Genomic DNA, 20393 nt, shown 5'->3' with positions numbered 1-20393 from the left:
GCCCCCGCGTCAGACCGGCTGGCCGGGCTTGAGCGTCTTCTCCACCTTGGCCAGCAGCGCCCGCGCCTCTTTTTCGTGCACCTTCACCTCGTCGAGGTTGGCCACCAGATCGGCCATCTGCTCTTCGAGCTGGCGCTTGTGGTCGGCCAGCACGGTGAGGAACTTGCGCAGCTGCGGCCCGGTGTCGCGCGGGCTGTCGTACATGTCGATGATCTCTTTGGCCTCGGTCAACGACAGCCCCAGGCGCTTGGCGCGCAGCGTGAGCTTCAGGCGGGTGCGGTCGCGCGCGCTGTAGACGCGGTTGCGCCCGCCCGGGCCTTCGCGCTGCGGTTGCAGCAGGCCCATGTCTTCGTAAAAGCGGATCGCGCGCGTGGTCAGGTCGAACTCGCGGGCCAGATCGCTGATGGTGTAGGTCGGGTTGCTCGCCATGGAAGGGTGGGGTCTTGTCGACTGGCGGACACCGGATCGGGACCCCGCTCCGTAGAATGCCCTGCATATTGACGTTTACGTCAACGTCAGTCGACGGCATCTTAACGGAATCCACACCGCATGAATCCACCCACCCGAGAGCAGCTCGAAGCCCGCCTGCACTATCCGCTGGGCGACGTGCTGCCCGAAGCCGGCCACACGCTCTCCGTGGCGCCCGGCGTGAAGTGGATCCGCATGGCGCTGCCGTTTGCGCTGGACCACATCAACCTCTGGCTGCTGCGCGATGCGCTGGACGGCCGCGAGGGCTGGACGGTGGTGGACTGCTGCATCACGCACGAGCGCTCGAAAGCGCAGTGGGAGCAGATCTTCGCGAACGAGCTCGACGGCCTGCCCATCCTGCGCGTGATCGTCACCCACATGCACCCGGACCACATCGGGCTGGCGCACTGGCTGTGCGAGAGGTGGTCGTGCATGTTGTGGATCAGTGCCACCGACTACAACTCGGCGCGCATCGGTTCGCAGAGCACCACCGGTTTCGGCGGCGCGAGCGCGGCGGACTTTTTCGCGTCGCACGGCCTGACCGACCCCGACAGCCTGGAAAAAATCCGGGGCCGGGCGAGCTACTACCCCAGCATGGTGCCGGCCGTTCCCCCGAGTTACCGCCGCCTGATGGACGGACAGACCGTGTCCATCGGCGGGCGCGCCTGGCGCTGCATCAGCGGCCACGGCCACGCGCCGGAGCACATCGCGCTGTATGGCGACGAGCTGCGGCTGCTCATCAGCGGCGACATGGTGCTGCCGCGCATCAGCACCAACGTGAGCGTGTACGACGTGGAACCCGAGAGCGACCCGCTGCTGCTGTTTCTGGAGTCGCTCGACAAATACCTGCCGCTGCCCGAGGCCACGCTGGTGCTGCCCTCGCACGGCAAGCCCTTCACCGGGCTGCACGAACGCGTCCAGCAGCTGAAAGACCACCACACCGAACGCCTGGCCGAACTGCTCGACGCCTGCCGCACCAGCCCCATCAGCGGCGCGGACGCGATTCCCGTGCTGTTCCAGCGCGAGCTGGACCTGCACCAGACCACCTTCGCCATGGGCGAAGCGGTGGCGCATCTGCACCGGCTGCGGTTTGCCGGACAGGTGCGGCGGGAACGCGATGCGCAAGGGATCTGGCGATTCAGCGCTGTCTAACCGTTCACCCTGAGCCTGTCGAAGGGCTTTGCGTCCCGCGGGGCCGAGGGCTTCGACAAGCTCAGCCCGAACGGAAACCTGCGTCGCTCACTCCCCGAGTGGCACCGCCGCCCGCTTGAGCGCGCGTCGCCGCTCCAGGTGATCCGGCATCACGCTGGCCACCACGTCCCAGAACTGCGGGCTGTGGTCCATGTGGCGCAGGTGGCTGAGCTCGTGCACCACCACGTAGTCCACCATGTCCATGCGCAGGTGGATCAGGCGCCAGTTCAGGCGGATGGTGCCGTCGGCGCTGGCGCTGCCCCAGCGCGTGCCGGCGCTGGACAGGCGCAGCTTCTCGTAGCGCACACCGAGCTGCGGCGCGAACAGGTCGAGCCGCTCGGCGAACACGCGCTTGGCCTGGCGCATCAACCAGGCCTGGGCGGCATCGCGGATCTGCGCTTCGCTGGCGTTGCCCGCCAGCCCCAGGCGCAGCGTGCCCGGCCCATCGGCGGCGGGTTCCAGCACCGCCCCCACCTGCGCGAAGCCGTGCGCGGGGTCCAGCATCAACCGCAAGCGCTGGCCCAGAAAGTCCAGCTCGGCGCCATCGGCCCAGACCGTGCGCGAGCGCTCCAGCTCACCCGCGCGCTCGCGGGCCCGGCGCAGTTTTTCCAGCACCCAGCCGGCCTTGTCGTGCAGCAGCGCCTCGACCTCGCCCACCGGCGTCCAGCGCGGCGCGCTCACGCTCAGGCCGTCGGGCCCCACCGACAGCCCGATGGTGCGGCGCTTGCCGCGCTTGAATTCGTAGGCCACCTCGCAGCTGTCCAGCCGCAGCAGCCGGTTGGCACGCGGGTGGTGCCAGGTACCGGGCTGGAACACCTGGTTCAGCGGCTCGGCGGGGGGCGCATCGGGCCGCGGCCTCGCCACGGGCGCGGGCGGCCTGGGCTGCGGCACGGGCTCAGGCCCGGTCAGGAAATCCAGCGCCAGCTGAACAAAGCGCTGCATGGACTCAGTCCCACCCCGAGCGAGATGTCCGCAACCAGGATGCGGTGGAACCGGCTTTGCCGGGCCACTCGCATCGCCCCCTTGAGGGGGTGACGCGCTGCAAGCGCGGCGCGGGGGTGGGCTCGTCCAGCAAGGGGGTGGTCACGTATACGCCTCCGGGTCAAGGCGCCGCATTTCGGCCTCGATCCAGTTCTCCACCTCCAGCATCAGCTCATCGGGCTTTCGGCCCTGGCTGGGAATCGGTTTTCCGATGGAGAACTCCACCACACCGGGCTTCTTGATGAAGGCCTTGCGCGGCCAGCATTTGGCCGAGGTCACGGCCACCGGGATCACCGGCGCCCCGGTGCGGATCGCGAGCCGGGTGCCGCCGCTCTTGTAGGTGCCCTTCTGGCCGCGCTCAATCCGCGTGCCTTCGGGAAACATGATCACCCAGGTGCCCTGGTCCAGCAAACGCTGCCCCTGCTGCACCACCTTGGCGAAAGCGCGCGCGCCGTCGGCGCGGTCGATGTGGATCATGTCCATGCGCGCCATGGCCCAGCCGAAGAACGGCACCTTCAGCAGTTCCTTCTTGAAGACAAAAGCCAGCGGGTGCGGCATCAGCGCGGCCATGCTGAAGGTCTCCCAGAGCGACTGGTGCTTGACCAGCAGCACCGCGGGCGCCGTGGCGCCCACCGGCAGGTTCTCGAACCCGATCACCCGGTTGTGGATGCCCAGGATCACCGTGCCGCCGTCCACCGCCAGCTTGAGCCAGCGCGCGCACATCCAGTAGATGCGCTCGGGCTTCATGAACGGCGCGGCCACCACCACCGCCAGCGCCCACGGGATCACGGTCACCACCATGAACAACAGGTGCAGAACGGCGCGCAGGAAGTTGATGACGATCATGGAGAGCAGTATGGGTTCAGAAGCGGGGGTGTGGTGTTGATGGGGCGTGCGGGCCTGGTGAATGGCTCCCGGTCGCTCAGTCGGGTGCCACGGCATCCTGCGCCAGCAGCCAGTCGGCGAAGGCCGGCAGGTCGTCGTGCAGGTGGGTGCCGGGCGGCAGATCGGGGACCAGCACGGCCAGATCGGCGTCGGCCCCCAGGCCGGTGCGTCCGCGCAGGTGCTCGGACTTGCCGGTCAGCAGCAGGTGGGTCGGGCAGCCGGCCGCTGCGGCCGCCTGCACATGGCGCACCGCGTTGCCCGCCGCCGGCACCTCGTGCAAGGGCACGCCAAAGCGGTCCCCAATCTGATCGAACAGGCCCGGCTCGGGTTTGCGGCAGTGGCAGGCGTCTTCCGGGGCGTGCGGGCAGAAGAACACCGCTTCCACGCGCGCGCCCACCGCCGCCAGCTGGCGGTGCATCTTGGCGTGGATGGCGTTGAGCGACGCCATGTCGAACAGGCCGCGGCCGATGCCCGACTGGTTGGTGGCCAGCACCACCCGCCAGCCCCCGTGGTTCAGCCGAGCCACGGCTTCGAGCGCGCCGGGCAGCGCCTCCCACTCCTCGGGCGACGCGACGTGGTCGTCGCGGCTGCGGTTGAGGGTGCCATCGCGGTCGAGGATCAGCAGTTTCATGCGGTGCTCCGTGGGGCAGCGACGGTGGGGTTGGCGATCAGGCCGCGAGCCTGGAGAGATCAGCCACGCGGTTCATCGCTTCGTGCAGCGACTTGAGCAGGCCCAGGCGGTTGGCCTTGAGCGCCGGGTCGTCGGCGTTGACCATCACGCCATCGAAGAAGGCATCGACCGGCGCGCGCAGCGCAGCCAGCGTCATCAGCGAGGCGGTGTAGTCGCCGTTGGCGAACTCGGCGTCGGCCGCCGGCACGGTGGCCTGCATGGCGGCGAACAAGTCCTTTTCGGCGGGCTCCACCAAGCGGGACGCCTGCACCGCCGCGCCCTCGCCTTCGGATTTCTTGAGGATGTTGCCGATGCGCTTGTTGGCCGCGGCCAGCGCGGCGGCAGCGGGCAGCGCGGCGAAGGCGCGCACGGCCTGCAGACGCTTCGACACTTCACCCAGGCGCTGCGGGCGCAAAGCCAGCACAGCGTCCACCTCCTGCGCACTGGCGCCCTGCTCGCGAAGCGATCCAGCGAGCCTGTCAAACAAGAACGACTGAACCAACTTGATGTTCTCCGCCGGATACATCGAGATTTCGAAAGGAAAAGCCTTGAATGCCGAAAGGAGCAACTCTGACAAATCCAGTGGCAGATCCTTTTCCACCAACATCCGGATCACCCCCAGCGCATGCCGCCGCAGCGCAAACGGGTCCTTGTCACCGGTCGGCAGGTTGCCGATGCCGAACATGCCGACCAGCGTCTCCAGCTTGTCGGCCAGCGCCACCACCACACCGGTCTGGGTGCGTGGCAGCTCGTCGCCGGCGAAACGTGGCTTGTAGTGGTCTTCGATCGCGAAGGCGATGTCTTCGGAGAGGCCATCGTGGCGCGCGTAGTAGCCGCCCATGATGCCCTGCAGCTCGGGGAACTCGCCCACCATGTCGGTCAGCAGATCGGTCTTGGCCAGTTGCGCGGCGGTGTCGGCGCTGGCGGCCAGCGTGGCGCCGCCCAGCTGCTCGCCGATGGCGCGGGCGATCGCGCGCACGCGCTCCACGCGCTCGCCCTGCGTGCCCAGTTTGTTGTGATAGACCACTTTGCCCAGGCCTTCAACGCGATCCTTCAGTGTCTTCTTGCGGTCCTGGTCAAAGAAGAACTTGGCGTCGGCCAGGCGCGGGCGCACCACGCGCTCGTTGCCGCCGATCACCGCGCTCGCATCGTCCGGGCTGATGTTGCTGACCACGAGGAACCGGTTGGTCAGCTTGCCGTGGGTGTCGACCAGCGGGAAGTACTTCTGGTTGGCCTTCATCGTGAGGATCAGGCACTCCTGCGGCACTTCCAGGAACTGCTCCTCGAAGCCGCAGGTGAGCACATTCGGCCGCTCGACCAGCGCGGTCACTTCGTCCAGCAGGGCCTCGTCCATCAGCACCTCGAAGCCCGGGCCCAGGCGCTCGGCGGCCTGGGCCAGCTGCTGCACGATGGCGAAGCGGCGGTCGTTGAAGCTGGCGATCACCGAGCCGTCGGTCAGCAGGGTCTGGGCGTAGCTGTCGGCGTCGGCCAGCAGCACGGGCGACTTGGCCGCTTCGAAGCGGTGGCCCTGGGTGGCGTTGCCGGCCGTCAGGCCCAGCGCCTTCACCAGCACCACGCTGCCGCCGTGCAGCGCCACCAGGCCGTGCGCCGGGCGCACGAAGTGCACGCTGCTCCAGCCGGGGAGTTCGCAATCGGTTTCGAGCTGGTAGCTCATCACCTTGGGGATGGGCAGCTTGGCAATGGCCTCGTCCAGCGCCTTCTGCAGGCCCACGGCCAGGTCCACACCGGGTTGCACGCTGTCAAAAAACAGCGCTTCGGCCTTGCCGTCGGGCGCGCGCTTCAAGCCGGCCACGGCCGAGGCGTCGGCGCCCAGCGCACCCAGGCGCTTGAGCAGCGCGGGCGTGGGCTGGCCGTTCGCGTCCAGACCCACGCTCACCGGCATGAGCTTTTGCGACACGGCTTTGTCGGCGGCGCGCTCGGCCACGGCGGTCACGTGCGCGGCCAGGCGGCGCGGCGAGGCGAAGGGCGTCAAGGCCGAGTCGGCGGCGGTCAGGCCCTGGGCCTTGAGTTGCTCAAACAGCACGCCGGCAAAGGCGTCACCCAGCTTCTTGAGCGCCTTGGGCGGCAGCTCTTCCACAAACAGTTCGACGAGGAGGTTTTTTTGTTGACTCATGATGCTGATTCGTTGCGCATTCTGCGGGCACGCGGGCTCAGGCCTGGACCACCGCGGAACCGGCGCTGCCGGGCCGCTGGTGGAGCCCCCTGGAGGGGGAGGCGCTGAAAGCGCTTCGGGGGTGGGCCATGTCAGGCGGCTTTCTTGTCCATCTGCGCCACCCACTCGCGCGGCGCCATGGGGAAGCCCAGGCGCTCGCGGCTCTCGTAATAGCTCTGGGCCACGCCGCGCGCGAGGTTGCGGATGCGGCCGATGTAGGCGGCGCGCTCGGTCACGCTGATGGCACCACGCGCGTCCAGCAGGTTGAAGCTGTGGGCGCACTTCAGGACCTGCTCGTAGGCCGGCAGCGCCAGCTGCTGCTCCATCAGATGCTTGGCCTGTTTCTCGTGACTCGCAAATGCACCGGGGATACCTTTCTCAACATTGCCTAGCAAAAACTCCACGTCGACGTGCTCGAAGTTGTAGGCCGACTGTTCCTTTTCGTTCTGCAGGTACACATCACCATAACTCAGCTTGGACCCATCAGCGCCCTGGGTCCACACCAGGTCGTAGACGTTGTCCACGCCCTGCAGGTACATGGCCAGGCGCTCCAGGCCGTAGGTGATCTCGCCGGTGATGGGTTTGCAGTCGATGCCGCCGACCTGCTGGAAATAGGTGAACTGCGTGACCTCCATGCCGTTGAGCCACACCTCCCAGCCCAGGCCCCAGGCGCCGAGCGTGGGGTTCTCCCAGTCGTCTTCCACGAAGCGGATGTCGTTCTTCTTCAGGTCGAAGCCCAGGGCTTCGAGCGAGCCCAGGTACAGCTCCAGGATGTTGCTGGGTGCGGGCTTCAGCACCACCTGGTACTGGTAGTAGTGCTGCAGGCGGTTGGGGTTCTCGCCGTAGCGGCCATCTTTCGGGCGGCGGCTGGGCTGCACGTAGGCGGCCTTCCAGGGCTCGGGGCCGAGCGCGCGCAGGAAGGTGGCGGTGTGGCTGGTGCCGGCGCCGACCTCCATGTCGTAGGGCTGCAGCAGCGCGCAGCCCTGGGCGTCCCAGTAGGACTGCAGTTTCAGAATGATTTGCTGGAAGGTCAACATGGTCGGCATGCCCCGGCCTGGGGGCCGGGTCCGGAAAAGCGGGAACAAACGGGGCGGGATCGCCGGGCTGGCGGGCGGCCAACGGCCACGACCGGGCGCTCGCACAAGGGGCTGATTTTACGGGTGCGGGCGCGAACGCCTACGCCGCCCGGGCGCGGTGCCCGCGGGCGCCGGAGCGGCGCCGCAGCGCGGCCAACGCCACCACGGCCAGACACAGCCCCCACAACGGCCACAGCCCCCAGCGCGAGGCCCACAGGGCGTAAGGCGTGAGGCCGCTGCGGCCCTGCACTGTGGCCGCGAGGCGCCCGCGCGTCAGGCGTGGCAGCTGGTGCGTGACCACGCCGCGGTGATCGATCACGGCGGTGGCGCCGGTGTTGGTGGCGCGCAGCATGGGCCGCCCCAGTTCCAGCGCACGCAGGCGGGAGATCTGCAGGTGCTGGTCGATGGCGACCGTGTCGCCAAACCAGCCGATGTTGCTCAGGTTGACCAGCACGGTGGGCGCGCGGGCGGGGTCGCCAAACGCGGCGGCCAGCTCTTCGCCAAACAGGTCTTCGTAGCAGATGTTCGCGGCGAGGCGCTGCCCGGCCCAGGCCCAGGGTGCCTGCGCGAGCCCGCCCCGGTCGAAATCGCCCAGCGGGATGCGCATCAGGTCGATGAACCAGCGGAACAGCGGGGGCACGAATTCGCCAAACGGCACCAGGTGGTGTTTGTCGTAGCGGTGAAAGCCGGGTTCGGCCGGCAAGGTCTTTTCGGTGGCGGCGAGCGCGCGCGCCGCTGACTCGGGCGAGATGCCCCAGGCGGAATTGGTATAGCCCTGCTCGTAGCTGCCCAGAGGCAGGCCCACCATCGCGCCGACCGGCTGAGCCCCCGACTGCCGCGCCAGCCCCCCCAACAGCGGTTGCCAGAATTCCACGCCCAGTTGCCGGGGCAGCAGGGGAATGGCGGTCTCGGGCGCCACCACCAGTTGCGGGGCGTCGGCACCCGCGCGCGTGGCCTCCGCGATCTGCTGCGGATACCAGTTCAGCGCCTGCGCCAGGCCGGTACCCGGCTCGAACTTCTGGTCCTGGGGAATGTTGCCTTGTAGCAGCCACACGCGCAGCTCCCCGCTGGCCGCCGTGCCGCGTTGCCCCAGGTCGCGCCAGCGCTCGCCCGCGAACAGGCTGAGCAGCAGGGCGCCCAACAACAGCAGGCCGAGCCACGAACCCACCAGCCCGGGCTGCCCCGCCGACAGGCGCCGTCCCCCCGGGCGACGCCCCGGCGCGGGCTGGCGCGCCGGGCCGAGCAACCAGCGCTGGGCCTGGTTGCCCAGGCCGGTCAACAGCGAGGCCAGGGCATAGGCCAGCAGGGCGGCCAGCGCGCCCATGCCGTACACGCCCACCCAGGGCGCCCAGGCGGCCATCAGGTCCACCTGCGCATAGCCCCCGGCGCCCCAGGGAAAACCGGTCAGCCAGCGCCCGCGCACCAGTTCGGCCAGGGTCCATACCGCGGCGAAAAGGACCGCCTGCGCGCTGCGCGAGCGCGGCGCGCAGGCCACCAGAAGCGCCGCCGCCAGCGCGTAGTACAGCGCCAGAAACGCCGCCAGCGCCAGCACCGCCAGCGCGGCCAGCCAAGCCGCCAGCCCCCCGTAGGTGTGCATGGAAACAAACAGCCACCAGAAAGTACCCACCAGCCAGGCGGTGGCAAACAGCCAGCCCCGCCAGGCGGCGGCGCGGGCGCCCCCCGCGTGCTGCAGCGCCAGCACCAGCAGGGCCAGGCTGGCGATCTGCAGCCAACCGCTGGGTTGCCCCGGCGTGAGGCCCGGCACGCTCCAACCCGCCAGGGGCCAGGTCAGCGACGCGGCCTGCAGCACGCCGGCCAGCACGCAGACCAGCAACCACCCCAGGCCGCTGCCGCGCGCCGGGCGGCCCGGCGGCTGGCCACTGAGGGGAGAGAAACTCGAAGGCGTGTGCAGGTTGCCGAACAGACTGCGCATGGGATGTGAGTCCGGAGGGCTCACTCGCCCGAAGGGAGCGTCATCACTTTGAACCACTTGACCGCGCCACCCTTGGTGTGCAGCACGACAAAGCGCAGGTGCTCGATTTCGTGGAACTCGCCGCGTTTGGGCACGTGGCCCATGGTGTGCGCGATCAGGCCGCCGATGGTGTCGAAATCGACCTCGGGCAGCTTCAGGCCAAAGGACTCGTTGATGCGTTCGACCGGCGTGTCGCCACTCACGCGCCAGGTGCTGTCGGCCAGGGCGAAGATGTCGCCCTCGTCTTCGGCCACGTCGAATTCGTCTTCGATCTCGCCGACGATTTCTTCCAGCACGTCCTCGATGGTGATGAGGCCGGCCACACGGCCGAACTCGTCGATGACGATGGCGAGGTGGTTGCGGTTGCCGCGGAACTCGCGCAGCAGGTCGTTCAGGCCCTTGCTCTCGGGCACGAAGGTGGCCGGGCGCAGCAGGGCGCGGATATTGAGTTCGGGCGCGCGCTGCAGTTTGAGCAGGTCTTTGGCCAGCAGAATGCCGATGATGTTCTCGGTGTCACCCTCGTACACCGGAAAGCGCGAGTGCGCGGTGTCGATGACCTGGTGCAGCAGCTCGTCGTAGGGCGCATCGATGTTGAGCACATCCATGCGCGGGGCCGCCACCATCACGTCACCGGCGGACATGTCGGCGATGCGGATCACGCCTTCGAGCATCACGCGCGACTCGGCGTTGATGATGTCGTTGTCCTCGGCGTCGGCGAGCGTTTCGATCAGCTCGTCCTTGGAGTCCGGCCCGGGGTGAATGAATTCCGCGAGTTTTTGCAGGAAACCGCGTTTGTCTTCGTGCCGCAGGCTGCGCTGCGGCCCACTACTGGGAGGGTTGTCGGCCACGGGGGAAAGGGTTGGTTGAGACAGCGGCAAAGGATACCGCATGCGCATGACGTGGGCCACAGCCTGCGGAATCAGGGATGGCCCAGGCCAGCACACGCGACGGAACCGGCTTCGCCGGGCCGCTCGCGTGGTCCCCCTTCCAAGGGGGAAGCCGAGTCAGCGGCGCTGGGGCTTATCGCACCCGTTCTCGCGCTTCCCGAACGCCCTGGCGGATTTCCTGCAGCAGGCCCAGCACGCTCCAGAACTGTTTGGCCTGGGCCTTGAGGTGGTAATCGGTGATGGCGACCTGCTGGTTGACCAGTTCGGTCACACGCGAATCAAAGTCGGCCGGCGGCAGGCGCAAGTGGGCTTCGCTTTCCGGGCCATCGCGCTCGATGAGCGCGCCGGCACGCCGGGCGATCTTGAGCATGGCGGTGTTTTCCGTCAGGGCATGGACAAACAGCTGGCTCACGCCTTCGTTGCGGGCGTGCATGACCGCGCGCTCGAACAGGCGGCGGCCGTACCCCCGGCCACGCGCCGCCCGGGCCACCGAAACACCAAACTCGGCGCAGCTGGTGCAGCTCGGGTCCACCGAAAAGGCCAGGTGCGCCATGGCGATCAGTTTCAGCTTGCGGTTGAAGATGCCAACCAGCTCGTCGCGCTCGAAGTTCAGCTGGTGCACGTAGCGGCGGATCTGCTCGTCGTTCGCGGCGTAGCCGAAACGCAGGTAGCGGTCGTGCGGCTCCAGCGCCAGCAGATGGGCGGCGATGTGCTCGATCTGCCCGGGGCCGATGGAGCGGATGGGCACCACCACCGAACCCGTGCCCGGCGCGGAGGTGGCTTTGGGTTCGTCGCGCGTCGGCGCGGGCGCGGCCAGCGGCGCCCGCGCAGCGGGCGGGGCCGACTTGAACCAGGAAGCGGGGTTGAGCATGCGGGGAATATAAGGGTTTTCCCTATATCGACAAGGACATGGCTCACGAATGACCCCACAACCCGACGGAAGGGTGAGAGGCCTTTGCCAGGGGGCCTTTACAGCGGCAAGGCGGTGGTGCTCTTCACGCGGTCCATCACGAAACTGGTCTTGCAGTCCTGCACGCTGGGGTGTTTGAGCAAGGTGTCCATCATGAAGCGCGAATACGCGGCCATGTCGGCCACCACCAGCCGCAACTGAAAGTCCATCTCGCCGGTGAGCGCCGCGCATTCCACCACCTCGGGCCAGCCCAGCACGCTGGCGCGGAACTGGTCCATCGGGTTGCGCTTGGCGCTCTCGGCGTGTTTTTCCAGCCGCACGTTCACATAGGCTGTGAGCCCCAGGCCCACGGCCTCGGGTTTCACCAGGGCCACGTACCGGTCGATCACGCCCGCGTCCTCCAGCCGCTTCACCCGGCGCAACACCGCGCTGGGCGACAGACCCACGGCCTCGGCGATGAGTTCGTAGGTCGCCCGGCCATCGGCCTGGAGACTGCGCAAGATGTGGCGGTCGAGCTTGTCAAGTGCTTGCATATTTTGAATTTAGCAGGATTCTTGCGAAAAGGACAAACGGTACGCCCCAAAACGCTGGAATCGTGACAACCTGCGCCGATACAGTGGCGGATCACTTTCTTCCCCACACGGAGACAACCATGAACGCTGCCTTGCCCCTTTCCGCGACCGCCGATGCCACCGAATGGGCCAATCCCATGGGCACCGACGGCTTCGAGTTCATCGAATACGCCGCACCCGACCCCGTCGCGATGGGAGCCCTGTTCGAACGCATGGGCTTCAAGCCGATCGCGAAGCACCGCCACAAGGCCGTCACGCTGTACCGCCAGGGCGAGATCAACTTCATCATCAACGCCGAGCCCGACAGCTTCGCCCAGCGTTTTGCCCGCCTGCATGGCCCCAGCGTCTGCGCCATCGCGTTCCGCGTGCAGGACGCCAAAGCTGCGTACGAGCGCGCCATTTCGCTCGGCGCCTGGGGCTACGCGCACACCGCAGGCCCGGGCGAGCTGAACATCCCGGCCATCAAGGGCATCGGCGACTCGATCATCTATTTCATCGACCGCTGGCGCGGCAAGAACGGCGCGAAGGAAGGCGAGATCGGCAACATCGGCTTCTACGACGTCGACTTCTACCCCCTGCCCGGCGCCGAGCTGAACCCGGTCGGCCATGGCCTGACCGTCATCGACCACCTGACGCACAACGTGCACCGCGGTCGCATGGCCGAGTGGGCCGGCTTCTACGAGCGCATCTTCAATTTCCGCGAGGTGCGTTACTTCGACCTGGAAGGCCAGCAGACCGGCATCAAAAGCAAGGCCATGACCAGCCCCTGCGGCAAGATCCGCATCCCGATCAACGAAGAAGGCAACGACAAGGCCGGCCAGATCCAGGAGTACCTGGACCGCTACCACGGCGAGGGCATCCAGCACATCGCCCTGGGCTCAACCGACCTGCCGGCCACGGTGGACGCGCTGGAACTCAGCGGCGTGAAGCTGCTGGCGACGGGTGACACCTATTACGAGTTGCTGGACAAACGCATCCCCGGCCATGGAGAGAATGTGGCCGAACTCCAGCAGCGCAACATTCTGGTGGACGGCCATCCGGGCGAGCTGCTGCTGCAGATCTTCAGTGAGAACCAGTTGGGCCCGATCTTCTTCGAGTTCATCCAACGCAAAGGCAACCAGGGCTTTGGCGAGGGGAATTTCAAGGCGCTGTTCGAGAGCATGGAGCTCGACCAGATGCGCCGCGGCGTGCTGAAGGCCTGACCGCCACCGGCGGTGTGGCCGGCCCGGTCGTTCGCGGGCCACCCTGAGCAGCGGGATCACCGGGCTTCAGCGCCGGCGATCCCGTACAAGATCGCGGCGGTGCCGGGCCTGTCGCTCTGACCCATGGACTAGGAAACCGCGCGCTCGCCCGATGGGTTCGCGGTCGATGTGCGCAACGCCAGCGACCCGCGCACCACCTCGGGGTGGAACGCCATCGCCACGTGCGCCGCGCCGATGACCAGGCGGTTGTCGGCCCCGGGCAGCGTGGCGGTGGACGCCGGGAAGACGATGTTGTCGGTGTTCGAGTACCAGCAGGTGAACCCGGCGTAGGTGGCTTGCGGCGCCTTCTGGGCTTCGCGTTGCTGCAGGCCCCGCAACCACCCGTTGTCCCGCCGCATCTGGCGCCCGTTAGTCACCCGGCTGAATTGCGCGAGCCAGGTGCCGGTGTGTGGACTGCCGATGGTCACCACATGACGGACCCGCGCGCCCGCATCGGGCATGGCGGCCAGCCAGGCGCGTGCCGCCAGGCCACCCATGCTGTGACAGACCAGCAGCGGCGGCTGTCCGGTCAGGGCCTGGGCGCGGCACACGGCGTCTTCGATGAGCGGCACGTAGTCGTCGATGGAGCCGAACACCGGCTCCAGATTGACCGAGGTGTAGGGCACGCCCAGGGCGCGCAGTTCGCGCATCCACGGCAACCACAGACCGCGGTTGCACACGAAGCCGTGAACAAACACCACCGCAGGCCCCGTATCGCCGACCGCCTGAGTCGCCTCGTCATCCGGCAGGCAGCGCCAGCGAAACGGCTGGCGCCAAGAAAACACCTGCGGCGCCACCCGCACCTCCTGCCACCAGGCCCCCACCAGCTCTGCGGCGCTCGCGCGCGGCGCCGGGTCCCCCTGGTTGACACCGGCCACGGCAAGGAACTCCACCGCGAGCACGATCGCATAGCCAAACACCAGCACCGCCGCCCCTGCAAGCGCCAAAAACGGCGACCGTTCCCACGTCAGCCAGCCCCAAACCACCACCAAGGCCACGGTGGTGAGCACAATGGTCTGCTGCATCCGCGCCAGACGTGAAGGAGCGCGCCCAAGGGCGGACCGGTCGTGCAGGGGTTGGGGGTTCTGAGTCATTTTTGGACTATCGCACGTGCAGCGACGTGGCGCACGGTCCTGGCTAGAGCCATGTCTCTATGCCTCCAGTGCCCTCGCACGGCTAGACTGGTCGCGCCATGAGCCACACCCACCCCGCCGCAGAACAGATCCGGGCCCATCTGGCCAGGGTCACGCACCTGCGTGAACAAGCCCACACCGCCGGCCTGGCCCAGGCGGTGCACGAGGTCAAGCAGCTGCAGGCACGACGCTTTCGGGGGACTTATGCCGACTGGCTGTCCCACCCCAGCTATGGCGCAGCGACCCGCTTCTTTCTGGAAGAGCTGTACGGCGAGCACGACTTCACCCAACGCGACGAACAGTTCGGCCGCATCGCCGGAGCCATCGAACGGCTGTTTCCCGAAGCGGTGGCCCAGCTGGCGGTGGACATGGCAGAAACCCATGCCCTCACAGAGACGCTGGACCAGCAGTTGGCGCACCACTGGCTGGCCCTGGATCCCGGAATGCCCGCGGCCGAGCGCTACATCCTCAGTTGGCGGCGCACGGGGGAACGCCCCCAACGCGAGCGGCAACTGGCGGTGGTGCAACACATGGGCCGGGAGCTGCAACGCCTGACCCGCATGAAGTCCCTGTTGATCGCGCTCAAGCTGATGCGCCGCCCCGCCCAGGCCGCCGGTCTTTCGGCACTGCAACAGTTTCTGGAAGACGGGTTCGAGGCCTTTGGCGTTCTGGGCGACGCCACACCGTTTCTGGCCACCATTGCTCAACGGGAGAGCCTTTGGATCGAGCGGCTGTTCGAGGAAGACCTCGCGGTTTGCCAGCGGGGATTGAGCAGCGAGCTCGCCCGAGCCTGAGTCGTGCGACGATCTGGCCTGAGCTTTGGGCGACAGCACCCTAGGGCTGGCCCTGTGTGCCGCGAAAAGGGGGTCCGCCAGAATGGCGCGATCCACAACGATTCCGCCCCGGCTCTCATGAACGCACCCTGGCTGTCCCACTACCCTCCCGGTGTTCCGCACGACGTCGAGCCCGAACAGGTCCGCTCGTTGGCCGTGCTGCTCGAAGAATCGCTGCGCAAGAACGCGCGCCGCCCCGTATCGGTCTGCATGGAACGCTGGATGTCCTATGGCGAACTGGACCACCACAGCGCCGCCCTGGGCGCCTGGCTGCAGGCGCGCGGACTGCCTGCGGGCGCAAGGGTTGCCGTCATGCTGCCCAACGTGCCGCAGTTTCTGGTGGCGATGGCGGCCATCGTGCGGGCGGGCTACACCGTCGTCAACGTGAACCCGCTGTACACCGCCCGCGAGCTTGAACACCAGCTCAAAGACAGCGGCGCAGAAGCCATCGTCATTCTGGAGAACTTCGCCACCACGCTGGAAGCCGTCATCGACCACACCGCCGTTCAGCATGTGGTGGTGGCCAGCCTGGGCGACCTGCTGGGCTTCTGGTATGGCCGCTGGCTCAGCTTCGCGGTGCGCCACCTGGCGAAGATGGTACCCGCCTACAAGCTGGCGAAGAGCGGTCCGCTGGGCCCCCGCACCATTGTCAGCTTTCGCCATGCGCTGGCAGAGGGAGCCACACTCACGCTCAAACCCAGTACGGCAACCCTCGATTCGGTGGCTTTCCTGCAATACACCGGTGGCACCACCGGCTTGTCGAAGGGCGCGGTGCTGACGCATCGCAACATCGTTGCCGCCGTCCTGCAAGCCGATGCCTGGTTCCAACCAGCCCTGGCGCGCGTGGGAGAAATACACAACACCAACGCCGTCGCGGCCCTACCGCTGTATCACATCTTCGCACTCACCTTGAGCCTGTTGACCATGCGCTGGGGCGCCCATATGACGCTGATCCCGAACCCACGCGACGTCGCTCAGTTCGTGGCGACACTCAAGCGCCGTCCGTTCCACCTCCTGCCCGCCGTCAACACCCTGTTCAACGCACTGTTGCAGAACCCACAGTTTCGCCAGCTCGACTTTTCCAGTCTGGCGTTGTCCCAGGCCGGTGGCATGGCAGCGTCCGAGGCCACGGCCAGAGACTGGCTGGCGATCACGGGCTGCCCCATGATCGAAGGCTGGGGCATGAGCGAGACCTGTGCCATCGGCACCAACAACCCTGTGACCAACCGCGAGTTCAGTGGCACCATCGGCCTGCCGCTACCGGGCATCACCATCGCCATCAAGGACGACGAAGGAAACGACCTCCCCCAAGGCACAGCCGGTGAGATCTGCATTCGGGGGCCCAACGTGATGACCGGCTACCACAACCAACCCGAAGAATCCGCCCGAGCATTCACACCCGATGGCTTCATGCGCACCGGCGACGTGGGCATCATGGACCCGCGCGGATACACCCGCATCGTGGATCGCAAGAAGGACATGATTCTGGTTTCGGGCTTCAACGTCTTCCCCAACGAACTGGAAAACGTCATTGCCTTGTGCCCGGGCGTGCTGGAATGCGCCGCCATCGGCGTCGAAGACGCCAAACAAGGGGAGGCGATCAAGGTTTTCGTGGTCCGAAGCGACGCCAGCTTGCGTGAGGAAGACGTGGCCCGCTACTGCCACGACAACCTCACGGGCTACAAGCGGCCCAAGTACATCGAGTTCCGGGATGAATTGCCGAAAACCAACGTCGGCAAGATCCTGCGACGTGCCCTGCGGGCGGTGAACTGAATGCTCGCCATGGCTTGCACATGAGCCGGCCGGCCATTTCCAATGTGTTCGCTGCTGCGGGCGTCACCGTTTTCGAGCGCGGCTGGCTCTCGGCGAACAACGTCCTGCTGCAGGGCGATGGACCCAGTGCCCTGATCGACTCCGGGTATGGCAGCCATGCCCAGCAGACCGTGGCACTCGTGAGCCAGTCCCTTGGGCACTCCACACTGGATCTGCTGCTCAACACCCACTTGCACAGCGACCACTGTGGTGGCAACGCAGCGCTCCAGGAGCGCTACCCGGCCCTGCAGACCTGGATTCCCCCGGGGCAGGCCGATGCCGTCGATCGCTGGGACACCGTTGCGCTGACGTATGCCACCACGGGGCAAGAGTGCCCCAGGTTCACCCAGCAAGGCCTATTAAGGCCTGGATCCACGGTGCGACTTGGCTCCCTCGATTGGGAGATCCATGCGGCCAAAGGGCATGACCCTCATTCCATCATTCTGTTTCAACCTGCCATGAGATTGCTGATCTCCGCAGACGCTCTATGGAACAACGGATTTGGCGTGGTGTTTCCCGAACTGGAGGGCGTGGCCGCATTTGACGAAGTCGCTCAGACGTTGGACACGATTGAAACCCTCCAGCCAGAGACCGTCATTCCCGGTCATGGCCAGCCATTTCAGGACATTGAGGCAGCGCTTGCACGCGCACGAACCCGACTTCACCAATTTGTCAACGCACCAGCCAAACACCATCGACATGCAATCAAAGTGCTCATCAAGTTCAGATTGCTCGAGTGGCAATCCATTGAGCGGGAAGATTTACTGGCCTGGGCAAGAAATACACCCTATCTGTGTGCATCCATGCCATCCGAGCGTCGCGACCATCTGGAAGAGCAAGCGTGGCTGGACGATCTATTGGCCGAGCTGGAGCGCAGCAGAGCACTGCACATTCAAGGCACTCGGGTCATCAATGCTTGAACCCCATCTGACGCTTCGGCCGCTGGCAATGGGGCAGAAATAACAAAACCCAAAAAGCCCAAACCCCCAGGTACACGAGGTACGAGGGGGTTTGGGGGGCTTGTAAGAGCCTGACGATGACCTACTTTCACACGGGAACCCGCACTATCATCGGCGCAAAGGCGTTTCACTGTCCTGTTCGGGATGGGAAGGAGTGGTACCACCTCGCTATGGTCGTCAGGCATAACTTGTTGTCCTGGCTGTGCACGCGCACAGCCTGAACGAATTCATAGAGTATCGAATCAGCTATTTTGATTGCTGCCAACGATCATGGTCAGATCGTTTGATCATGACCACAAGGGCATAAACATGACATCCACTCTGACGACAAACGTCAAAGTTATAGGGTCAAGCCGCACGAGCAATTAGTATCAGTTAGCTTAACGCATTGCTGCGCTTCCACACCTGACCTATCAACGTCCTGGTCTTGAACGACTCTTTAGGGGGCTCAAGGCCCCGGCAGATCTCATCTTGGAACGAGTTTCACGCTTAGATGCTTTCAGCGTTTATCTCTTCCGCACTTAGCTACCCGGCAATGCCACTGGCGTGACAACCGGTACACCAGAGGTGCGTCCACTCCGGTCCTCTCGTACTAGGAGCAGGCTTCCTCAAATCTGCAGCGCCCACGGAAGATAGGGACCAAACTGTCTCACGACGTTTTAAACCCAGCTCACGTACCTCTTTAAATGGCGAACAGCCATACCCTTGGGACCGGCTACAGCCCCAGGATGAGATGAGCCGACATCGAGGTGCCAAACACCGCCGTCGATATGAACTCTTGGGCGGTATCAGCCTGTTATCCCCAGAGTACCTTTTATCCGTTGAGCGATGGCCCTTCCATACAGAACCACCGGATCACTATGTCCTGCTTTCGCATCTGCTCGACTTGTCAGTCTCGCAGTTAAGCACGCTTATGCCATTGCACTATTAGCACGATGTCCGACCGTACCTAGCGTACCTTCGAACTCCTCCGTTACACTTTGGGAGGAGACCGCCCCAGTCAAACTGCCTACCATGCACTGTCCCCGATCCAGATAATGGACCTAGGTTAGAACCTCAAACACACCAGGGTGGTATTTCAACGTTGGCTCCACAAGATCTAGCGACCCTGCTTCAAAGCCTCCCACCTATCCTACACAGATCTGTTCAAAGTCCAATACAAAGCTACAGTAAAGGTTCATGGGGTCTTTCCGTCTTTCCGCGGGGAGATTGCATCATCACAAACATTTCAACTTCGCTGAGTCTCTGGAGGAGACAGTGTGGCCATCGTTACGCCATTCGTGCAGGTCGGAACTTACCCGACAAGGAATTTCGCTACCTTAGGACCGTTATAGTTACGGCCGCCGTTTACTGGGACTTCGATCAAGAGCTTGCACCCCATCAATTAATCTTCCAGCACCGGGCAGGCGTCACACCCTATACGTCCACTTTCGTGTTTGCAGAGTGCTGTGTTTTTAATAAACAGTCGCAGCCACCAATTTTTTGCAACCCATTCGTGCTCAGATGTTCTCATCACACTACTAGGGCACACCTTCTTCCGAAGTTACGGTGTCAATTTGCCGAGTTCCTTCTCCAGAGTTCTCTCAAGCGCCTTAGAATACTCATCTCGCGCACCAGTGTCGGTTTGCGGTACGGTCAATTACAAGCTGAAGCTTAGTGGCTTTTCCTGGGACCTCGTTCAGTTACTTCGCGAGCAAGCTCGCTCGATCGACAGCCTCGGTATATGACACGCGGATTTGCCTACGTGTCGCCTACATCTGTCTAAACCGGCACATCCAACCGCCGGATAACCTATTAAGATCCGTCCCCACATCGCACTTGTAATCGGTACAGGAATATTGACCTGTTTCCCATCAGCTACGCATCTCTGCCTCGCCTTAGGGGCCGACTCACCCTACGCCGATGAACGTTGCGTAGGAAACCTTGCGCTTACGGCGAGGGGGCTTTTCACCCCCTTTAACGCTACTCATGTCAGCATTCGCACTTCTGATACCTCCAGCATCCTTTACAAGACACCTTCACAGGCTTACAGAACGCTCTCCTACCACTTGCAATAAATTGCAAATCCGCAGCTTCGGTAACTGGCTTAGCCCCGTTACATCTTCCGCGCAGGACGACTCGATCAGTGAGCTATTACGCTTTCTTTAAATGATGGCTGCTTCTAAGCCAACATCCTGACTGTTTTAGCCTTCCCACTTCGTTTCCCACTTAGCCAATTTTAGGGACCTTAGCTGGCGGTCTGGGTTGTTTCCCTCTTGAGTCCGGACGTTAGCACCCGGTGCTCTGTCTCCCAAGCTGTACTCGTCGGTATTCGGAGTTTGCCTTGGTTTGGTAAGTCGCCATGACCCCCTAGCCAAAACAGTGCTCTACCCCCGACGGTAATACTTGAGGCACTACCTAAATAGTTTTCGGAGAGAACCAGCTATTTCCAAGTTTGTTTAGCCTTTCACCCCTATCCACAGCTCATCCGCTAGTTTTGCAACACTAGTCGGTTCGGACCTCCAGTACCTGTTACGGCACCTTCATCCTGGCCATGGATAGATCACTTGGTTTCGGGTCTACACCCAGCGACTGAATCGCCCTATTCGGACTCGGTTTCCCTACGCCTTCCCTACTCGGTTAAGCTTGCC

Annotated in this window: 16 protein-coding genes and 2 rRNA genes (1 of these 18 running past the window's edge); 5 read left to right on the top strand and 13 right to left on the bottom strand. The window is 65.0% G+C overall.

All coding sequences use genetic code 11. The features are described 5' to 3' along the window. Nucleotides 1–9 precede the first annotated feature (9 nt). Nucleotides 10–429, bottom strand: coding sequence for a MerR family transcriptional regulator (locus tag AC07YZ_RS24330; protein WP_226490119.1), 420 nt, complete (start codon nucleotides 427–429; stop codon nucleotides 10–12). A 120-nt stretch (nucleotides 430–549) separates the two neighbouring features. On the opposite strand from AC07YZ_RS24330, the gene AC07YZ_RS24325 reads away from it, so the two are divergent. Further along, on the top strand, nucleotides 550–1620 hold the full coding sequence (locus tag AC07YZ_RS24325; RefSeq protein WP_494796644.1) for an MBL fold metallo-hydrolase: 1071 nt from the start codon (nucleotides 550–552) through the stop codon (nucleotides 1618–1620). 87 nt (nucleotides 1621–1707) lie between these two features. On the opposite strand, the gene AC07YZ_RS24320 is transcribed toward AC07YZ_RS24325, so the two are convergent. The 9 genes from AC07YZ_RS24320 to AC07YZ_RS24280 all read right to left on the bottom strand — a co-directional run bounded on the left by AC07YZ_RS24320 (nucleotide 1708) and on the right by AC07YZ_RS24280 (nucleotide 11746). Beyond that, nucleotides 1708–2601, bottom strand: a complete 894-nt coding sequence (locus tag AC07YZ_RS24320; protein WP_494796643.1) for a M48 family metallopeptidase — start codon at nucleotides 2599–2601, stop codon at nucleotides 1708–1710. Between the two features lie 141 nt (nucleotides 2602–2742). After that, complete coding sequence (locus AC07YZ_RS24315) at nucleotides 2743–3486, bottom strand: lysophospholipid acyltransferase family protein (protein WP_264181777.1); 744 nt, start codon at nucleotides 3484–3486, stop codon at nucleotides 2743–2745. Nucleotides 3487–3562: 76 nt separating this feature from the next. After that, on the bottom strand, nucleotides 3563–4156 hold the full coding sequence (gmhB, locus tag AC07YZ_RS24310; RefSeq protein ID WP_226490122.1) for a D-glycero-beta-D-manno-heptose 1,7-bisphosphate 7-phosphatase: 594 nt from the start codon (nucleotides 4154–4156) through the stop codon (nucleotides 3563–3565). Nucleotides 4157–4193: 37 nt separating this feature from the next. Then, entirely contained in the window at nucleotides 4194–6329 is a 2136-nt protein-coding gene (gene glyS, locus AC07YZ_RS24305) for a glycine--tRNA ligase subunit beta (protein WP_494796642.1), read from the bottom strand. 131 nt (nucleotides 6330–6460) lie between these two features. Then, nucleotides 6461–7405 (bottom strand): glycine--tRNA ligase subunit alpha, encoded by a 945-nt coding sequence (gene glyQ, locus AC07YZ_RS24300; RefSeq protein WP_494796659.1) that lies wholly within the window; start codon nucleotides 7403–7405, stop codon nucleotides 6461–6463. A 139-nt stretch (nucleotides 7406–7544) separates the two neighbouring features. Then, nucleotides 7545–9377 (bottom strand): apolipoprotein N-acyltransferase, encoded by a 1833-nt coding sequence (gene lnt, locus AC07YZ_RS24295; RefSeq protein ID WP_494796641.1) that lies wholly within the window; start codon nucleotides 9375–9377, stop codon nucleotides 7545–7547. Nucleotides 9378–9397: 20 nt separating this feature from the next. Continuing rightward, nucleotides 9398–10264 carry a CorC family transporter gene (locus tag AC07YZ_RS24290; protein ID WP_226490125.1) on the bottom strand — a complete coding sequence of 289 codons (867 nt, stop codon included), beginning with the start codon at nucleotides 10262–10264 and terminating at the stop codon, nucleotides 9398–9400. 172 nt (nucleotides 10265–10436) lie between these two features. Next, the gene (locus AC07YZ_RS24285) at nucleotides 10437–11174 is read right to left on the bottom strand and encodes a GNAT family N-acetyltransferase (protein WP_226490126.1); all 738 of its coding nucleotides are present in this window, start codon (nucleotides 11172–11174) and stop codon (nucleotides 10437–10439) included. Between the two features lie 98 nt (nucleotides 11175–11272). After that, a complete protein-coding gene (locus AC07YZ_RS24280) occupies nucleotides 11273–11746 on the bottom strand; it encodes an Lrp/AsnC family transcriptional regulator (protein WP_494796640.1) in 474 nt (157 codons plus the stop codon). A 119-nt stretch (nucleotides 11747–11865) separates the two neighbouring features. Between AC07YZ_RS24280 and hppD the strand changes: the two genes are divergently transcribed. Continuing rightward, complete coding sequence (gene hppD, locus AC07YZ_RS24275) at nucleotides 11866–12987, top strand: 4-hydroxyphenylpyruvate dioxygenase (protein ID WP_494796639.1); 1122 nt, start codon at nucleotides 11866–11868, stop codon at nucleotides 12985–12987. 128 nt (nucleotides 12988–13115) lie between these two features. Here hppD and AC07YZ_RS24270 read toward each other — a convergent pair whose 3' ends face one another. Continuing rightward, nucleotides 13116–14051 carry an esterase/lipase family protein gene (locus AC07YZ_RS24270; RefSeq protein WP_226490129.1) on the bottom strand — a complete coding sequence of 312 codons (936 nt, stop codon included), beginning with the start codon at nucleotides 14049–14051 and terminating at the stop codon, nucleotides 13116–13118. 167 nt (nucleotides 14052–14218) lie between these two features. On the opposite strand from AC07YZ_RS24270, the gene AC07YZ_RS24265 reads away from it, so the two are divergent. From AC07YZ_RS24265 to AC07YZ_RS24255, 3 genes are all read left to right on the top strand, one after another. Further along, on the top strand, nucleotides 14219–14953 hold the full coding sequence (locus tag AC07YZ_RS24265; RefSeq protein ID WP_494796638.1) for an FFLEELY motif protein: 735 nt from the start codon (nucleotides 14219–14221) through the stop codon (nucleotides 14951–14953). Nucleotides 14954–15070: 117 nt separating this feature from the next. Beyond that, the gene (locus tag AC07YZ_RS24260) at nucleotides 15071–16765 is read left to right on the top strand and encodes an AMP-binding protein (protein WP_494796637.1); all 1695 of its coding nucleotides are present in this window, start codon (nucleotides 15071–15073) and stop codon (nucleotides 16763–16765) included. Nucleotides 16766–16785: 20 nt separating this feature from the next. Next, complete coding sequence (locus AC07YZ_RS24255; RefSeq protein WP_494796636.1) at nucleotides 16786–17724, top strand: MBL fold metallo-hydrolase; 939 nt, start codon at nucleotides 16786–16788, stop codon at nucleotides 17722–17724. 108 nt (nucleotides 17725–17832) lie between these two features. Here AC07YZ_RS24255 and rrf read toward each other — a convergent pair. Together rrf and AC07YZ_RS24245 are read right to left on the bottom strand one after the other, a co-directional pair. Next, nucleotides 17833–17945 (bottom strand): 5S ribosomal RNA (gene rrf / locus AC07YZ_RS24250). A gap of 162 nt (nucleotides 17946–18107) precedes the next feature. Continuing rightward, nucleotides 18108–20393 (bottom strand): 23S ribosomal RNA (locus AC07YZ_RS24245); it runs 593 nt beyond the window's last position.

Source organism: Hydrogenophaga sp. GW101-3F08, assembly GCF_059424585.1.
Note: the sequence above shows the minus strand (reverse complement) of the source record. Positions and strands in the feature narration are given on the sequence as shown.